Annotated in this window: 12 protein-coding genes; 7 read left to right on the top strand and 5 right to left on the bottom strand. The window is 67.4% G+C overall.

From position 1 onward, the window contains the following. The first annotated feature begins 128 nt into the window (after positions 1-128). Positions 129-1,487 (top strand): 3-oxoacyl-ACP reductase, encoded by a 1,359-nt coding sequence (locus ACLMAJ_RS08310; protein WP_412012942.1) that lies wholly within the window; start codon positions 129-131, stop codon positions 1,485-1,487. Then, positions 1,487-2,353, top strand: a complete 867-nt coding sequence (locus ACLMAJ_RS08305; RefSeq protein ID WP_412013261.1) for a MaoC/PaaZ C-terminal domain-containing protein — start codon at positions 1,487-1,489, stop codon at positions 2,351-2,353. Before ACLMAJ_RS08310 ends, ACLMAJ_RS08305 begins: the two co-directional genes overlap by 1 nt. Positions 2,354-2,422: 69 nt before the next feature. On the opposite strand, the gene ACLMAJ_RS08300 is transcribed toward ACLMAJ_RS08305, so the two are convergent. The 3 genes from ACLMAJ_RS08300 to ACLMAJ_RS08290 all read right to left on the bottom strand — a co-directional run bounded on the left by ACLMAJ_RS08300 (position 2,423) and on the right by ACLMAJ_RS08290 (position 5,799). After that, on the bottom strand, positions 2,423-3,640 hold the full coding sequence (locus ACLMAJ_RS08300) for a DUF5685 family protein (RefSeq protein WP_412012941.1): 1,218 nt from the start codon (positions 3,638-3,640) through the stop codon (positions 2,423-2,425). A gap of 116 nt (positions 3,641-3,756) precedes the next feature. Further along, positions 3,757-4,356, bottom strand: a complete 600-nt coding sequence (locus tag ACLMAJ_RS08295) for a TetR/AcrR family transcriptional regulator (protein ID WP_412012940.1) — start codon at positions 4,354-4,356, stop codon at positions 3,757-3,759. Positions 4,357-4,635: 279 nt separating this feature from the next. Continuing rightward, positions 4,636-5,799 (bottom strand): glycoside hydrolase family 3 N-terminal domain-containing protein, encoded by a 1,164-nt coding sequence (locus tag ACLMAJ_RS08290; RefSeq protein ID WP_412012939.1) that lies wholly within the window; start codon positions 5,797-5,799, stop codon positions 4,636-4,638. A 95-nt stretch (positions 5,800-5,894) separates the two neighbouring features. Between ACLMAJ_RS08290 and ACLMAJ_RS08285 the strand changes: the two genes are divergently transcribed. The 4 genes from ACLMAJ_RS08285 (at position 5,895) to ACLMAJ_RS08270 (ending at position 12,529) form a co-directional block, all read left to right on the top strand. Then, on the top strand, positions 5,895-6,374 hold the full coding sequence (locus tag ACLMAJ_RS08285) for a universal stress protein (RefSeq protein ID WP_412012938.1): 480 nt from the start codon (positions 5,895-5,897) through the stop codon (positions 6,372-6,374). Between the two features lie 124 nt (positions 6,375-6,498). Further along, positions 6,499-7,593 carry an isochorismate synthase gene (locus ACLMAJ_RS08280; RefSeq protein ID WP_412012937.1) on the top strand — a complete coding sequence of 365 codons (1,095 nt, stop codon included), beginning with the start codon at positions 6,499-6,501 and terminating at the stop codon, positions 7,591-7,593. Between the two features lie 167 nt (positions 7,594-7,760). Continuing rightward, positions 7,761-7,931 carry a DUF2613 domain-containing protein gene (locus ACLMAJ_RS08275; protein WP_412012936.1) on the top strand — a complete coding sequence of 57 codons (171 nt, stop codon included), beginning with the start codon at positions 7,761-7,763 and terminating at the stop codon, positions 7,929-7,931. A gap of 119 nt (positions 7,932-8,050) precedes the next feature. Next, positions 8,051-12,529: an alpha-(1->3)-arabinofuranosyltransferase domain-containing protein gene (locus tag ACLMAJ_RS08270; protein WP_412013260.1), complete on the top strand. Its 4,479-nt coding sequence runs from the start codon at positions 8,051-8,053 to the stop codon at positions 12,527-12,529. 3 nt (positions 12,530-12,532) lie between these two features. On the opposite strand, the gene ACLMAJ_RS08265 is transcribed toward ACLMAJ_RS08270, so the two are convergent. Continuing rightward, a complete protein-coding gene (locus tag ACLMAJ_RS08265; RefSeq protein WP_412012935.1) occupies positions 12,533-13,774 on the bottom strand; it encodes an acyltransferase family protein in 1,242 nt (413 codons plus the stop codon). 217 nt (positions 13,775-13,991) lie between these two features. Between ACLMAJ_RS08265 and pgfA the strand changes: the two genes are divergently transcribed. Next, the gene (gene pgfA / locus ACLMAJ_RS08260; RefSeq protein ID WP_412012934.1) at positions 13,992-15,146 is read left to right on the top strand and encodes a cell envelope lipid trafficking protein PgfA; all 1,155 of its coding nucleotides are present in this window, start codon (positions 13,992-13,994) and stop codon (positions 15,144-15,146) included. A 72-nt stretch (positions 15,147-15,218) separates the two neighbouring features. On the opposite strand, the gene ACLMAJ_RS08255 is transcribed toward pgfA, so the two are convergent. Continuing rightward, positions 15,219-15,584, bottom strand: a complete 366-nt coding sequence (locus ACLMAJ_RS08255) for a VOC family protein (RefSeq protein ID WP_412012933.1) — start codon at positions 15,582-15,584, stop codon at positions 15,219-15,221. Between the last annotated feature and the right edge of the window lie 67 nt (positions 15,585-15,651).

Genomic DNA, 15,651 nt, shown 5'->3' with positions numbered 1-15,651 from the left:
TGTCGACACCGTACCCCGCGCAAGTCCGCGATTTCACCTATGGACGTGCGGTGAGCGAGCAGAACCGCCTCGGCCCGCAGCCACCGGCGAGTCGAGTACACACACGAGACACAGAAAAGGGAGAAACAGTGGCAGCGAGCAAGAGCAAGGGTGCTCCCAACCTCTACGGATCGTTCGTACACTCGGCCCCCGGCCAGTTCCTTGCGAGCAAGCTCGGCCTGCCGCAGCCGCAGAACCTGCGCCGCTACGCCAAGGGCGAGCCGCCACTGCCCGGCCCGGTGCTACTCGGCGGCAAGGGCCGCGTCGCGGAGCCGGTGCGCGCGCTGCTGTCGGACTACACCTTCGCCGACGCACCGAGCCAGGGCACGAAGTACGGCGCGCTGGTCTTCGACGCGACCGGCCTCGGCTCGATCGAGGAGCTGTCGCAGCTGTTCGAGTTCTTCCAGCCCGCCATGCGCGGCGTCGCCGGGTCCGGTCGCATCGTGGTGATCGGCACCACCCCCGAGCTCACCGCGAGCGTGGACGAGCAGATCGCCCAGCGCGCGCTGGAGGGCTTCACCCGCAGCGTGGGCAAGGAGTTGCTGCGCGGCGCCACCGCACAGCTGGTGTACCTGCACCCGGAGGCCGCCGCGACCGCGACCGGCCTGGAATCCACACTGCGCTTCCTGCTTTCGGCCAAGTCGGCGTTCGTCGACGGCCAGGTCATCCGGGTCGGCAAGGACGACTCGACCGCGCCCGCCAGCTGGGATCGCCCGCTCGAGGGCAAGGTCGCCGTCGTCACCGGCGCCGCCCGCGGCATCGGAGCGACCATCGCCGAGGTGTTCGCCCGTGACGGCGCCACCGTGATCGTCGCCGACATCCCCGCCGCGGGCGAGGCGCTCTCGGCCACCGCCAACAAGGTCGGGGCCACCGCGCTCGCGCTCGATGTGACCGCGGCCGACGCCGCGGAGAAGCTGGCCGAGTTCGCCACCGAGCGCTTCGGCGGCATCGACATCGTCGTGCACAACGCCGGTATCACTCGTGACAAGCTGCTCGCCAATATGGACCAGGGCCGCTGGAACTCGGTCATCAACGTGAACCTCGCCGCGCCGCATCGCATTACCGAGGGCCTGGTGGCCCGTGGCGCGCTGAAGGAAGGCGGCCGCGTGATCGACGTGTCCTCCATCGCGGGTATCGCGGGCAACCGTGGACAGACCAACTACGGCACCTCCAAGGCAGGCGTCATCGGCATGGTCGACGCCGAGGCGCCGAAGCTGGCGGCGAAGGGCATCACCATCAATGCCGTCGCGCCCGGCTTCATCGAGACCGCGATGACCGCGGCCATCCCGCTTGCCACCCGCGAGGCTGGTCGCCTGATGAGCTCGCTGCTACAGGGCGGCCAGACCGTCGATGTGGCCGAGACCATCGCCTACTTTGCGAGCCCGGCGTCGAATGCGGTGAGCGGCAACATTGTTCGGGTCTGCGGGCAGAGCCTGATCGGAGCATGATGACGCAGATGATCACGCTCACCGAACCACCGAAGAACAGCAGCCTGTTCATCAAGGCGGCGCTCGGTGCGGTCCCGGTGCCGTTGGTCTCGGCACGCAACTCCACCGTGCCGGACCGGGCCGTTCGGCTCGACGGCTTCAAGGTCGATCCCGACCACCTTGCCGCGTACTGCCGGGCGACCGGGCTGCGGTTCAACGACTCACTGCCACTGACGTATCCGTTCATCCTGAGTTTCCCGCTCGCCATGCAACTCGTGGTGGCCCGCGACTTTCCGTTCGTCGCGGTGGGTGCGGTGCACGCGCAGAACGAGATCGAGCGCACTCGCGAGATCTCGGTGAGCGAGCCGTTGGACTTCAAGACCCATATCGAGAACCTGCGCGAGCACCCGAAGGGGCTGCTCGTGGACGCGGTGACCGAGGTCAAGGTCGGCAGGGAGCTGGTGTGGCGTCAGGTCACCACCTTCCTGCACCAGCAGCGCACGTCGCTCTCGGACGGGCCGAAGCCGGAACCTAAGCCGGACGAGGTCCCGCCGCCGCCGCTGCGCACCATGCGGGTGGATCAGAAGACGATCAGCAGGTACGCGGCCGCGTCGGGTGATCACAACCCGATCCACACTTCCGCGTTGGGCGCGAAGGCTTTCGGGTTCCCGAAGGCGATCGCGCACGGCATGTGGTCCGCGGCGAACATCCTCGGAAATATCGAGGGCCGGATCCCCGAGCACACCACCTACTCGGTCAAGTTCGGCAAGCCGATCCTGCTGCCCTCCACGGTGAACGTGTACGCGGATCAGGTCGGCGGCGGCTGGGATCTCGCGCTGCGTAACCCGAAGAAGGGTTACCCGCACCTCACCGCGACGCTGCGCTGAGCACGCGGGAACCGAAAGAAAACCGGAGCCGCACCTCTGATCGAGGTGCGGCTCCGGCCTTTCCGGAGTTCAGCAGTCGCAACCACAGTCACAGCAGCCGCAATCTCCGCAGCTGCAATCTCCGCAATTACAGCAGCAGTCGCCGCAATCACAGCAGTCGCCGCAATCGCAGTTCTTGATCCAGGCATCCTTGCGCTCACCGGAGCACGGACTTGTGTGGTCGGCACAGCAGGCATAACCGGTGCAGTAGGCACCGAGGATCAGCGCGAGAGCTTCACCGACACCGGGTCGGCGCGTCGGGGGACGGTGCCCGGTGTTCGGCGGACCGGGGTACCGCATCGACACACCGTCGCGGGATGCCGCGCGATCGCGGGACACGTTGCAGGCGTGGACGGTTGCACCGACACCACGACCCACCTTGCGCACCAGGGCGTGCAACGGGTCGAGCAGCATCCAGCGGATGATGGGGACCTGATCCAGTTGTGCCTCGATGACGGCCTTGCGCAGGTGTGAGTCGGATTGCCGCAGTAGGTCGTAGGCCTCCGGCATGGTGGTTCCGGTGGCCACGAGCGGGTTGAACCGGCCGCGCGAACGGTCGGCATCGAAGTCCTCGACCGCGTCGAGCAGATGTGCGATGCGGCCGAAATGCCTTCCTGCCGTACGCAATGCCGCGACGTTTTCCGGACGTTCGGCCAGTACCGCGGTGTGTGCGAACAATTCCGCCGCACAGAACTGGGTGGGCGCGGTCAGCTCGTCGAGGGTGCGTCTTTCGAGCGCCGACGGGTCCGGCTGCTCGCGCAATGCGTTGGCATTCGCACGGTCTTCGAGATCTTTCTGCGAATTTATCGCCGCGACGAGTGGTTCCACGTTCAGCCCGATCAGGTTCGCCTGCGCGCGTGCCCGGTCGGCCCACCGACTCGACACCTTCGTCATCGGACGCCTGGTCAGCACGGAGCCGTCACCGTCTTCGACGTGATCGCGAATCTTGGCCGACCCCAACAACAGTGACGCGGTCGATGCCAACAACACCCCCGGTGAATCGGCGGCGGCCACTCTCGCCCGCTGCATGCCGCGCAGCGCACACGGCCCCGCCTCGGTGCGCTCCATCGGCCCCGATAACTGCGCCTCGGTCAGCACACTGAGCACGATCGCATCGGTATTGGTCGCGGCACGCGCCAACTGGCCGTGCCCATCTCGCAACCCCAAACACAGCCCACACATCTGGGTGCGCCACTCGGCGGCATCGATCCCATACTTCTCGGCACCGTGCGAACACGGCCGCAGCATCCCGAACAATTCCGCCCCCGTTCCCCCGACTGCTCCGAAATCAGCCGGTCCGTACGTCGTGATCCCCGGAACTCTGTCAGCCCATTGACAACTCGGTCAACCCGGCAGACACCGTGCTACTCGGTTTTCTTCCGACCGGCCAGACCGCGCCAGGCCAGATCGTCGAGCAGGTCGACAGCGTCGGAAACCTCGATGCGGCCGCTGGCCACCCGGTCGGCGATCGACTCACCCGCGCCGATCACGGCGACGGCGACGACGTCGAAGTTGGTGCCGGGCTCGGAGTGCTTGGCGCTGGACTCGAGGAGTTTCGCGGTCAGCTCGATGACGCGTTCGCGGGCGTTCTCGATCTCCGAGGCGAAGGCTTGCTGGCCGATCGCCTGCCGGTAGAGCACCTGCCAGGAGCGGCGGTTGTTGTCGACGAAACCGAGGAATCCCTCCAGGGCGGTGCGCAGCTGCTCGTGTGGCGAGAGCTGCGGATTGCCCGCCGGCGCCACCGATTCGATAAAGCGCAGCCCTTCACGCTGGATGCACGCCCGGAACAGCTCATCCTTGGAGCCGTAGTACAGGTAGAGCATCGGCTTCGATATTTTCGCCTCGGCGGCGATAGCGTCCATCGACGTATCGTGGAACCCTTTACGCGAGAAGACCTCGACCGCGGCATCGAGCATCTGCTGCTCACGAACCGCCCGAGGAAGTCGCTTCGTTCCGCCCGCCATTCACTCTCCTACCGCATGGTGAAGATCTTATATTACTCCAAGGTAAGTTCCGTGGGTTGGATTTGCTCACCAGTCGCCCGATATCGCGGTGATGAAATCTCACAGCATCGGTCGATCCGCCGATCCGGAGATGGTCGGCTCGGTGATCATGCCGGACTCTGGGCGTGCCGTCACTTGACCCTGTACATCATTGTCTGCCCCGGCTCTGTTCACGATCGAGCCCGCAGGTAGCGCCGGACGTCGGTCCGCACCTGAACGACGACACCGCTCGGCCTCGGATCAGCAGGTCAACGCACCCTTGTAGTGAGCGATACGCAGCACGGACGCGTCGACCCGGTCGGCAGGAAGGCGGCCGCTCGACACCGCCTCCTCCAGTCGGTCGAGCACCTGCGGCACGGCGTCCGTGGTTATCCACAACGCATTGTCGGCACCGGCGACCAGCGCGGCTTCCACGGCTTCCTCGATGCTCATACGGCTGGTGATGGCGGCCATGCCGCCGAGATCGTCGGTGAAGATGACGCCGGAGAAAGGCGCGGCACCGTACCCACTTCCGTCCCGCAGCAGGGACATGGCCTGAGGGCTGATACTCGCTGGCACGCCCGCGGTTGTCAGACCGGGTACATCGAGATGGCCGACCATGACCGCGGCACCGGAATTGATCAGGCCGCGGAACGGGACCAGATCGACGGTCTGCAACTGGTCGAGCGGCGGGGTGCGTACCGCGCCGGTGTGCGAATCACCGGAACCCGAGCCGTGACCGGGGAAATGCTTCATCACCGTGCCGACGCCGACCTCACGCATTGCGCTGATGTAGGCATCCGCGTAGCGGGTCACCACCGCCGGGTCGTCGGAGAACGACCGGTCGCCGATGACGGAGTCGTCGGGCTGGCTGCTCACGTCGACGTCGGGCGCGAAATCTACCGTCACGCCGAGGTCCTTCAACGCCTTGCCCCTGGTCAGGGTCGCGTCGTGGAACTGCTCGGCGGTCATGGTCTGCGCGGTCTCCCTGGCCGACGGTGCGACACCGATCAGGTCCTTGACGCGCGAGACGCGACCGCCCTCTTCGTCGATGGTCACCATCAGCGGGACTTTGGCGGCCGCGGCGACCTGACCGATCTGATCGTCGGCCAGCAGTGCCGGCTCGGTCCAGCCGCCCACGAAGATGCCGCCCACCTGTTCGGTACGCACCACGTTCGTGGCGTCGTCGGCGCCGGTGACCCCGACAGTCAGCATTTGTGCCAGTTTCTGACGCGGGGTGAACTGCGCGAGGTACTCCGCCCCGCAGTCGCGCTGCACCGGGGTAGTCGGTCCGGCGGAACCCGGGGCCTGCGTTGAGCCGGGCGTCTCGGCTCGAGAGGTCGCCGTGGTAGCGGTGTCGCCGCTGGAGCACGAGGTCGCAACGACGGCGAGGACAGCGAGCACGACGAGAGGCGTCTTCCGCATAGTTACAACGGTAGTGCGCGCGCGCCGATACCAACAGGTCGGCCTGCCCGAGTAACCTGTATGCGTAGCCATATGACTACCGGCAGGAGGTCATTGTGCCCTGCGATCTGATGCTTATCGCTTACGACGGTTCCGAGAATGCCAAGCGAGCCATCGAGTATGCCGGACGATTCCTGTCCGCGAACCGGGCCGTTGTGCTGACCGCTTGGGAACCGATGGTGCGCCAAGCCACCCGAATATCCGGCCTTTCCGGCGTGATGCAGCCGGAGTGGGTGCCCGACGAGGAGATCGAAGATATCGCCTATGTCGACGCCCGCAACGTCAACATCGAGGGTGTCAGGCTGGCCAAGCTGGCCGGCCTGAATGCCGAGGCGCGCACCGCCGAGTGCATGACGACGATCTGGAACGCCATCGTCGAATGCGCCGACGAGCTCGACGTCGACATCATCGTCGCCGGCACCCGCGGCGCGACCGGCATCCGGGCCCTGTTGCACAGCAACGTCGCCGACGCCGTCCTCAAGCACTGCCACCGACCCGTCCTCATGGTGCCGCCGGGCAAGGAACCACTCGGGTAGCTCGTCCGAAGGAGAGCTCCGCGGCGGGTCGCCGCGACGTTGTGCCACTCATCGCTTCGTGGGTGAGATTTGGGTCGCTGATGGGCGTGCGATGGCGGTCGGCGGGGTTAGGGTTGGAGGGATCATGGATGGTTTCTTGCTCGCTCAGCCAGGTGGTGTTGTTCGCGCGTCCGGTAGTCGGATCGCGTTCGACGAGGCGCCACGGGCGGTGGCGGCGTTGCGCGAGGGAACCGCGGAGCTGGTTGTCGGTGCGTTGCCGTTCGATCCGCGTCGGCCCGCCGCGTTGAACGTGCCCGAGCGGGCGCAGCACACCGCGGGCCCTTGGCGGCCTGCCGCATTGCCCGCGTTGCCCTCGGTCTCGGTAGTTGCCGAGCTGCCCGATCCGGCAGAACATGTCGCGCGGGTGACGAAGCTGATCGAGCAGTTGCAGGATCCTGGACAGCGCCTGCGCAAGGTGGTCGCCGCCCGATCGATACTCGCCGAAGCGGATGGCGTGCTCGATCCGGAGCTCGTCGCCGGGCATCTGATCACCAGGCATCCGCACGCCAATGTGTTCGCCGTCGACCTGACGCCCGCGGGACGAGCGGGCGTGGTGTTGGTCGGCGCGACGCCGGAAGTGCTGGTCGCTCGGCACGGCGACACCGTCACGCTGCGCCCCCTCGCGGGCACGCTGCCCCGGCTCGCCGACCCGCGGGCGGATGCGGCACAAGCACGAGAACTTTTGGCCAGCAATAAGAATCGGGACGAGCACGCCTTCGTCGTCGAATGGATCAGGGAGATCCTGAGCCCCGTCTGCGCGGAGCTGAGCATCCCGGACGGTCCGGAGCTGATCAATACCCACGAGGTCTGGCACCTCGCCACGCCGATCAACGGACGGCTGCGCGATCCCGCGACGACCGCGCTCGACCTGGCGCTGCTGCTACACCCGACGCCCGCGGTCTGCGGAACCCCGACCGACCTGGCGCTGGACACGATCACCCACATGGAAGAGGATCGCGGCTTCTACGGCGGCGCGGTCGGGTGGTGCGACAGCGACGGCGACGGCGAATGGGTGGTCGCGATCCGCAGCGCGGAACTGTCGGCCGACGGCCGCTCGGTGCGCGCCTTCGCGGGCGGCGGCATCGTCGCCGCCTCCGATCCGCACGCCGAACTCGACGAGACCACCGCCAAACTCCGCACCCTGCTCGGCAGCCTGCACTGCGCGATCCCCGAACGCTGATCGTTTTCGGTTTCGGGGAAAGGTCCGCTTCGAGCGTGGCCGTACTCGGCGAATCCCGGCGCTCGGCAGATTGATGTCGACTATCGGCGGGCTGAGCGCACGCGGAGCGTGGTCCTACTGCTAGGTTGACCCGGAATGTGCCTGCATCGATGTATTGGAGTACCGCGATGAAGTTTGCTGTCCCTGGTGTTGTGAGCGCCGTCGCCGGTGCCGTGCTCGGCGCGATCGCGGTGTTGATCATCACCGTGGCTGTGCAGCAGAACTCGCGCCCGGACATCGACCACGGCGGTGACTCCGACTCCTCGCTGCTCAACAACGTTGAGTACGGCAGCCGCTGACACCCGCTTCATCCGCCGACTCACTCGGTTCGGCCGCAGCGGCGCGACGCCCGGATAGCGCCGCGCGGCGCGGTTCGAGTCGCGGCGAGTCGCATAGTGGTCGGGCAGGCGCGGCTCAGCTGGAGATCAGCGCCACTCCGCTCGGTAGACGATGGTTCGCAGGGACAGTAATCGCGGCCTTCCTGCTGGCCTTCGTCCAGGCGCCCGGCCGCACCGTCGCCGACACCAAATACGACCTGGCGCAGAATCCGCTGGGTTTCCTCGAACGCGCCGCCCACCTGTGGAGCAGTCAGGCCCCGATGGGGCAGGTGCAGAACCAGGCCTACGGCTACTTCTTTCCGCACGGCGCGTTCTTCTCCGCGGGGCATGTGCTCGGTCTACCCGCCTGGGCGACGCAACGGATCTGGTGGGCGTTGCTGCTGCTCGCCGGATTCTGGGGCATCGTCCGGCTCTGCGAGGTACTCGGCATCGGCAGCCGCGGGTCTCGTGTCATCGCGGCCGTCGCCTTCGCACTGTCACCACGCGTGCTCACCACACTCGGCTCGATCTCCTCGGAAACCCTGCCGATGATGCTCGCGCCGTGGGTCCTGCTCGGTCCCGCCGCACTGGGCACCGCATACCGACGGCGGCGCGGGGCGGGATCGCCCGCGGGCAGCGCGCTCGCCCTCGCACTGATGGGTTCGGTCAATGCGGTGGCCACCGTCGCCGCATTCCTGCCAGCACTGCTGTGGTGGGCGGCCGACTCACCCTTGTTCAACTCGACACGAGGCTCCGGACGGACTGCGCGTGACACCGGACAGAGCCGGGATTGGTGGCGGTTCACCGGGGCCTGGGTTCCGCTGCTCGTGCTCGCCACATTCTGGTGGGCGGTGCCGCTGCTGCTGCTCGGCAAGGTGAGTCCGCCGTTCCTCGACTACATCGAATCCTCCGGAGTGACCACGCAGTGGGCGTCGCTGGGCGAGGTGCTGCGTGGCACCGACAGCTGGACGCCATTCGTCTCGCCGGAACGAATCGCGGGCGCGGTGCTTGTCACCCAGCCTGCGGCGGTGCTTGCCACCGGACTGCTCGCGGCGGCGGGGATGGCGGGGCTCGCGATGCGGTCCATGCCGTATCGGGGGCGGCTCGCGCTCATCCTGGTCGTCGGCCTTGTCGGGATCTGCGCCGGTTACGGTGGCGAGCTGAGCGGGCCGTTCGCGGAGTCGGTGCGGACCTTCCTGGATTCCGGCGGCGCGCCGCTGCGCAATGTGCACAAGTTGGAGCCGCTGATCCGCCTTCCGCTGGTGCTCGGCCTCGCGCACCTGCTGGCCAGGGTGCCGCTGCCCGCCTCGGTGCCGATGCCGGCGTGGCGCAGCGCGTTCGCGCATCCCGAGCGCGATCGGTCGGTGGCGATCGCCGCGCTGATCCTCACCGCACTCGCGCTGTCCACGTCGCTGGCCTGGACAGGGAAACTGGCGCCACGGGGATCCTACGAGCACATCCCCGGGTATTGGCAGCAAACCGCGGATTGGTTGGCGCACAATGCTTCCGATACCCGCGCGCTGGTCGTGCCGGGAGCACCGTTCGGCAGTCAGATCTGGGGGCTGACCCGCGACGAACCGATGCAGGCGCTCGCGAGTACGCCGTGGGCGGTGCGGGATGCGGTGCCGCTGAACCCGCCCGGAACGATCCGCGCGATGGATTCGGTGCAGCGCCTGATCGCCGACGGCAGGCCATCGACCGGACTTGCCGCGACGCTGGCCGATCAAGGCGTCGGAATCCTGGTGCTGCGCAACGATCTCGACCCCGACACCTCGCGCTCGACCCGGCCCATGCTTGCGCACCGGGCTATCGAAGGGTCGCCGGGCCTGACGAAGGCGGCCGAGTTCGGTAATCCGATCGAGACGGCCGTCTTCGCCGAGGATCTGGTCGCGGACGGCGACCTGCGGCCCACATACCCGGCGGTCGAGATCTATCGGGTCGAGGCGCGCTCGCTGGGAACTCCCACGGAGGTCCGAAGCGGGCCGGGTGCACCGACATCGTTTCCCGGCGCCTACACCGTGCCCTTGGCAGCGGTGCCGGTTGTCCAGGGCGGACCGGAGGTGCTGGAACGACTGCGCCGCGATAACGGAAATGCCGGTACGCCCGCACTTCTCGCATCCGATGCGGCAAAGGCTGAGCTGCCGATCGGCCCGGTGACCGTCACCGACACCCCGATGGACCGGGAAGCCGATTTCGGCAAGGTCGACAACCACAATTCCGCGCTGCGCGCCCCCGACGACGCCCGCCGCACTCAGAATCTGGTGCCCGACTACCCGGTGCCTGGTGCGGAGTTGGTGCGTGGGGAATGGTCGGGCGCCACGATCACCGCGTCGAGCTCGGCGGGTGACGCCACCCAGCTCGGTGGCGCAGCGCCTGGCAGCTCCACCGCGGCGGTCGTCGACGGCGACCCGTCCACCGCGTGGATCAGCAGTGGCATCGAACGCGCACTCGGACAATGGCTTCGACTCGATCTCGACCAGCCGATCAGTTCGGGACTGCTGCGCCTTTCCACCAGCGCCGCCGCGATCGGCGACCAGGTGAAGTGGGTGGAGGTGGGTACCGCGAACGGCAGCGTCTCGGCCCGGATACCCGAACCCGGTGCGCCGGTGTCCATTTCGCTGCCCGCCGGGCAGACCAGTTGGCTGACGATCACCGCTATACGCACCGAGACCGGAACGCGGGGTGGGCAATTCGGTCTCAGCGAGCTCACCCTCGACGACTACACGGTCCGCGACAAACCGGTGCGCGTCGATATCCGGCACCGGACGGTGCTGCCGCCGACTCCCGCCGGTGCGCAGGTCGACGCTTGGGACCTCGGGCAGGAATTCCCCGGTCGCAGTGCGTGTTTCGACGCACCGGATCGGGTGCGGTGTAGCAAGGGACTCGCGCTTGCCCCGGAAGAGCCCGGCGCATTCGAGCGCACACTGTCGGTCCCCGAGCCCATGACGCTCGCGCCCCAGCTGACCGTCCGCACCAGGCAGGGCCCCGCGCTGGAGGCCCTGCTGACCGATCACACGCTCCCGGTAGCCAGAGGGAAGGCCGATGTCGGAGATCTGCGTGGCTCCGCGTTCGCCGCGACCGATGGCGATCCGCGCACCACCTGGACCGCACCGGAAAACTCGGTCCGCAACCTTGGGGGCGGCAAACCGACGCTGACCATCGAACTGCCGGAGCCCGCCCTCGTGACCGGCCTGGATCTGACCACCTCACTGGGCGGGCTGCCCGCCGCACCCACATCGGTGGTGGTGAACCTCGGCGACGGACCGCAGGTGCGCGAGATCGAGCCGCACGAACCGGGCGCACCTGTCCGAATCTCGCTGCACCCCAGCGTCACCGATCGGATCGAGCTCAGTGTGCAGACCTGGAAACCGGTGCTCGACCGCACCGCCCTCGGTTTCGCCGCCACCCAGCCGCCCGGCCTCGCGGAGGTCGCGGTGCTCGGGCCGGACTACCCCGCGACGGCTACCCAGGATCGACAGCTCACGATTGCGTGCGCAGACGGTCCCACGATCGCCCTCGGCGGACGCTTCGTCCACACCACCATCACCGCGACGGCCGACGAACTGCGCTCCGGTGCACCGATCCCCGCGCAGGTGTGCCCGAATCCCGATCTGCCCCAGCTCGATTCCGAATCCTCCGACATCGCCGTCGCACCCGGCCGAGCGGATGTGACCGTCGCACCCACCGATCTGTTCTTCGTCGACCGACTACGCCTGGACCGGACCGATGCCGAGGCAACTCCCGTCGCCCGCACCCCAGCACAGACCGAAACCGACACCGCCCCTGCGCTGCCCACCCCGCGGCAACCCGAAGCCGGAGCCCAGCCCGACCAGCAACCTCGGCAAGAGTCGACGCCAGGAACCCGGCTGCTGGTACTGCCGCTCAGCAACAATGTCGGCTGGCGAGCCCACACCGCGGACGGCCAGGTCCTCGACCCCCTCGTCGTAGATGGCTGGCAGCAAGCCTGGCTGCTCCCGCCGGACGCCAAGGGCCCGATCACCGTCGAATTCCCCGCGGACCGCTGGTACCGCCTCGGCATCTTCGGCGGCCTCCTGCTCCTGATCCCGCTCGCCGCGCTCGCGATCCCGTTCCGACTGTGCAAGCGTGAGAAGCCGAAAAGCCCTGATACGCGGCCCGACTCCGACGACGCGCCCGGCACAATCGACCATGTCGCCCCTGGCGCTATCAACACCGATTCCAGTACGGACCTACCTCGCCACACCGAGGATGAGCCCACTTCCGACCGTGGCCCCGTCACCTGGAGAAATCGCGTCCTCGGGGCAGCCGGACTGACCGTCGCCACCACCGTGATCGCAGGACCGGTCGGCACGGCATTGACCATCGCCGCACTGGCGGGAGTTCGATTCGCGCCGCGCGTTGTGTCGAACAATCTCGCGGCCGTGGCTGGTCTGGGTACCGCCATCGCCGCGGCCGCGCTGTCGACCGGACCGTGGCGGGCACACGGCGGCTATATGGGTGGCTCGCTGTGGGTGCAACTGCCCGCGCTTATCGCCGTGATCGCGGTGGGGGTCGCCGCCCTCGCACCGCGGACGAGCGACCAGCCGACAACAGGCCGGTAAGGCTCAGCGAACCGAGTAGCTGCCGTCTTCGTTGCCATCGGGTTCGGCCGCGTTGTCGCCGATCTCGTCCACAGCCGCTACAACTCGATCACGGCTGCGCGCGAAGCGGCGTGCCGGTTCCTCGACCAGGGCGTAGCTGGCCGCGGCGACCGGAAGGGTGAGGGCGATGGTGAGGGCGAGGACGTAGCCGAAATTGCCTCGGAACGGGAGGATTCCGAAGACCGGGAAGATGACCGACAGTACGACGAGGTGCCAGAGGAAGATGCCGTAGGACCAGCGCCCGATGGTCGCGGCGACGCGGGATTCCAGCCACCGGTGCGGGCGCGCGGGCGGCGCGCGCAGCACCAGCGGAGCGAGCAGGGCAAAGCCGATGACGGTGCCGAGGGCCATTTTCGCCGCGTACTGCCATGGCTCGGCGTGGGTGAGTCCGGCGGGACCACCGATGTCGGTGGCGGAGAACAGGAAAGCGCTGAGCGCGATGGCCCACATCACCCATTGATTACCCGCGATCCGGCGCCGCAGCGATAGCGAATTCGCATTGTCGACGAGCTCGGCGAGCAGCATGCCCGCAGCGAACCACGGCAGATAACCGGGCAGCCAGTTGTCGGAGTGAATCGCGTCGGGAGTCGGCACCGGAATAAAATTCCAGCTCAACGCGACCGCCGCCGAAGCGAGGATCACGGGGACGCGCCAGCGGACCGCGGTACCGCGCAGACGGACCATGGCGAACGCGAGCAGCGGCAGCACAAGATAGAAGGAGGCCTCGACCGAAAGGCTCCACATCTGGGTGAGCCCGTCGGTGAGGGTCAGCGGCACGAACACCTGCAGCAAGCCGAGGTTCGCCACCCACACCCGCAGCCCGGCGGTGCTGGCCGCGCTCGGCAGCAGCACCAACACCGCGCACACCACCACCCAGTACGCGGGCAGGACCCGCGCCGCGCGGTGGCGCAGGTAGTAGCCGACGGACGGCGCGGTGCCGAGACCGCGGGCGGACGCGGCATGCGGACGCCACAGCAGGAAACCGGAGAGCGCGAAGAAAACCGCGACCGCCATATCGAAGCGTTCCAGGACCCGGCCGAGCACCGGCGTCCCCGCGGCCCCGGTTTGGAAGGCGACATGCGTGAGGACGACTCCGAGGGCGGCCATGCCGCGCATGCCTTCGAGTGCGGGGACGAAGCCGCGCGACCGGATGGACGTGGTCGTCGCAGCGACTGCGCCGGTCGTCTCGGGCATGGTTGCGGTCATCGGGCTCCAGTCTGCCTTGTGTACTCGCTGGTGTACTCGCCCAGGTGAGAACCCACCGTTTCACACTTTGCGCTGAACTCGGTCGATTTCTGGATCGATTCCGGCCTCGGCACCGCATGGTACGACACGAGACTGTTAGTGTCGGGGCTCACGAGTGCCGTGGCGCGCCCGCAGTACTCGCCGGAATGACCGGTGTTCTACGACGAGGAGAGTTTGCATGGCACTGAGTGCCGGAACCAGAAGGACGGTGGCCTGCCTGCTCGTGGGTCTCGGCGCGTTGCTGATTGTCGCCGCGGTGATGATCCCTACGTACACCGTCAGCAAACTGGCGAAGACTCCGCTCGACCTCGAGATCACTACCATCGCGGCCAACCAGCCCGGTTCGGAAAGCCTTGTGCTCGACTCGAAGTCGCTCACAGCGCCCGAGGGCTCAGCCAAGGTCGACAGCAATGTGCCGTTGATCTCACAGCGTTACCTCACGGTCGAGGAACCATCCGATTCCAGCGATATGACCATTCAGGCCGGTCAGACGCTGCGACGCATCGATAAGCAGGCCGACACCGGGCTGCTCACCGCGACAGTCGACCGGGTCACCATCGACCGCAAGACCGGCATGCCGATCGACAAGGAGCCCAACGGCTCCATCGCGGTCTCGGTCAACAAGGACGGCGAGAGCATCGCCGACCCGGTTCAGCACACCGGCCTGCAATACCGGTTCCCGATCGGGACCGAGAAGAAGTCCTACCCGTACTTCGATATCAACGCGCGCAAAGCCTTCGACGTCAACTTCGTCGACGAGACCGAGATCAACAGCATGAAGGTCTACCACTTCCAGCAGCAGGTCCCGGTACAGAACATGTGGGACGTGGTGAAGGCCCCGACCAACAGGCTGACCCTGCCCGCCGCCAAGTGGGGCGTCGAGGGCGGTGAAACCCCGGTCACCATGACCCGCTGGTACACCAACACCCGCGATCTGTGGGTCGAGCCCGACACCGGCACCGTGATCAAGGGTGGCGAACAGATCCATCTGTACTACGGACGTAGCGCCGACAAAGCCGAGGTCACCGCGCTGAAGGGGAACATCGTCTTCGACGAGAACACCATCGAGTCGCAGATCTCCGTGGCCAAGGAGAACATCGACAAGCTGGCGCTGTTCGGACGCATCATGCCGATCATCCTCGGCGTCCTCGGTGCGATCGCCCTGATCGCCGGCGTGATCCTCGGCATTCGCGGCGGTGCGAGCCCCGCCAACGCCCCGCACGGCGGCAACCCCGCCCAGCGTGGCGGCGGCGCGGCATCGGCCGGAGCCGGCGCGCGTCGCGGCGGCGATGACGCACCGACCGAGCAGATCAATATCAACAAGCGCCCCTGACAGCGGAAGTCGCTGACAGCGAGCATCTTCGAACTCGGTCCCCCGGCATTTCGCCGGGGGACCGAGTTCGTTTCACGGCAGCGGCGAGCCGAGCGGGTAGGCGACGGGATGCCGTGGTTGATAGAGCAGCATGGTGCCCGCTCCGGGAATCCGCATGTCGATGCAGCGCCCGAAAGACCGCTCCGCGATATCGCCCTCGAATTGCGCTCCGCGCTCCGTCAATTCGGCAATGGTTGTTTCCAGGTTGTCGCACATGAGCGAAATCTCGTGCGTCGGTGGACCATCGGCGGGATGTACACCGAGCTCGCTCGGTCCGGTTCCGAAAATGAGCCAGCCATCGTTGGCGTCCACGTTCGGCCAGCGCAGTACATCGCGGAAGAAGACGCGGGCCGCGTCCGGATCCTCCGCGTAGACGAGGGTGTGCACAGCGGTGATCATGGGGGTGATCGTAGGTGAGGGTGACGTCGATCAGACGCGATGTGGCCGAGAATCCGCGCGGCGGCTG

The sequence above is a fragment of the Nocardia arseniciresistens genome, from assembly GCF_046764875.1.
GTDB classification, from domain to species: Bacteria; Actinomycetota; Actinomycetes; order Mycobacteriales; family Mycobacteriaceae; genus Nocardia; species Nocardia arseniciresistens.
Note: the sequence above shows the minus strand (reverse complement) of the source record. Positions and strands in the feature narration are given on the sequence as shown.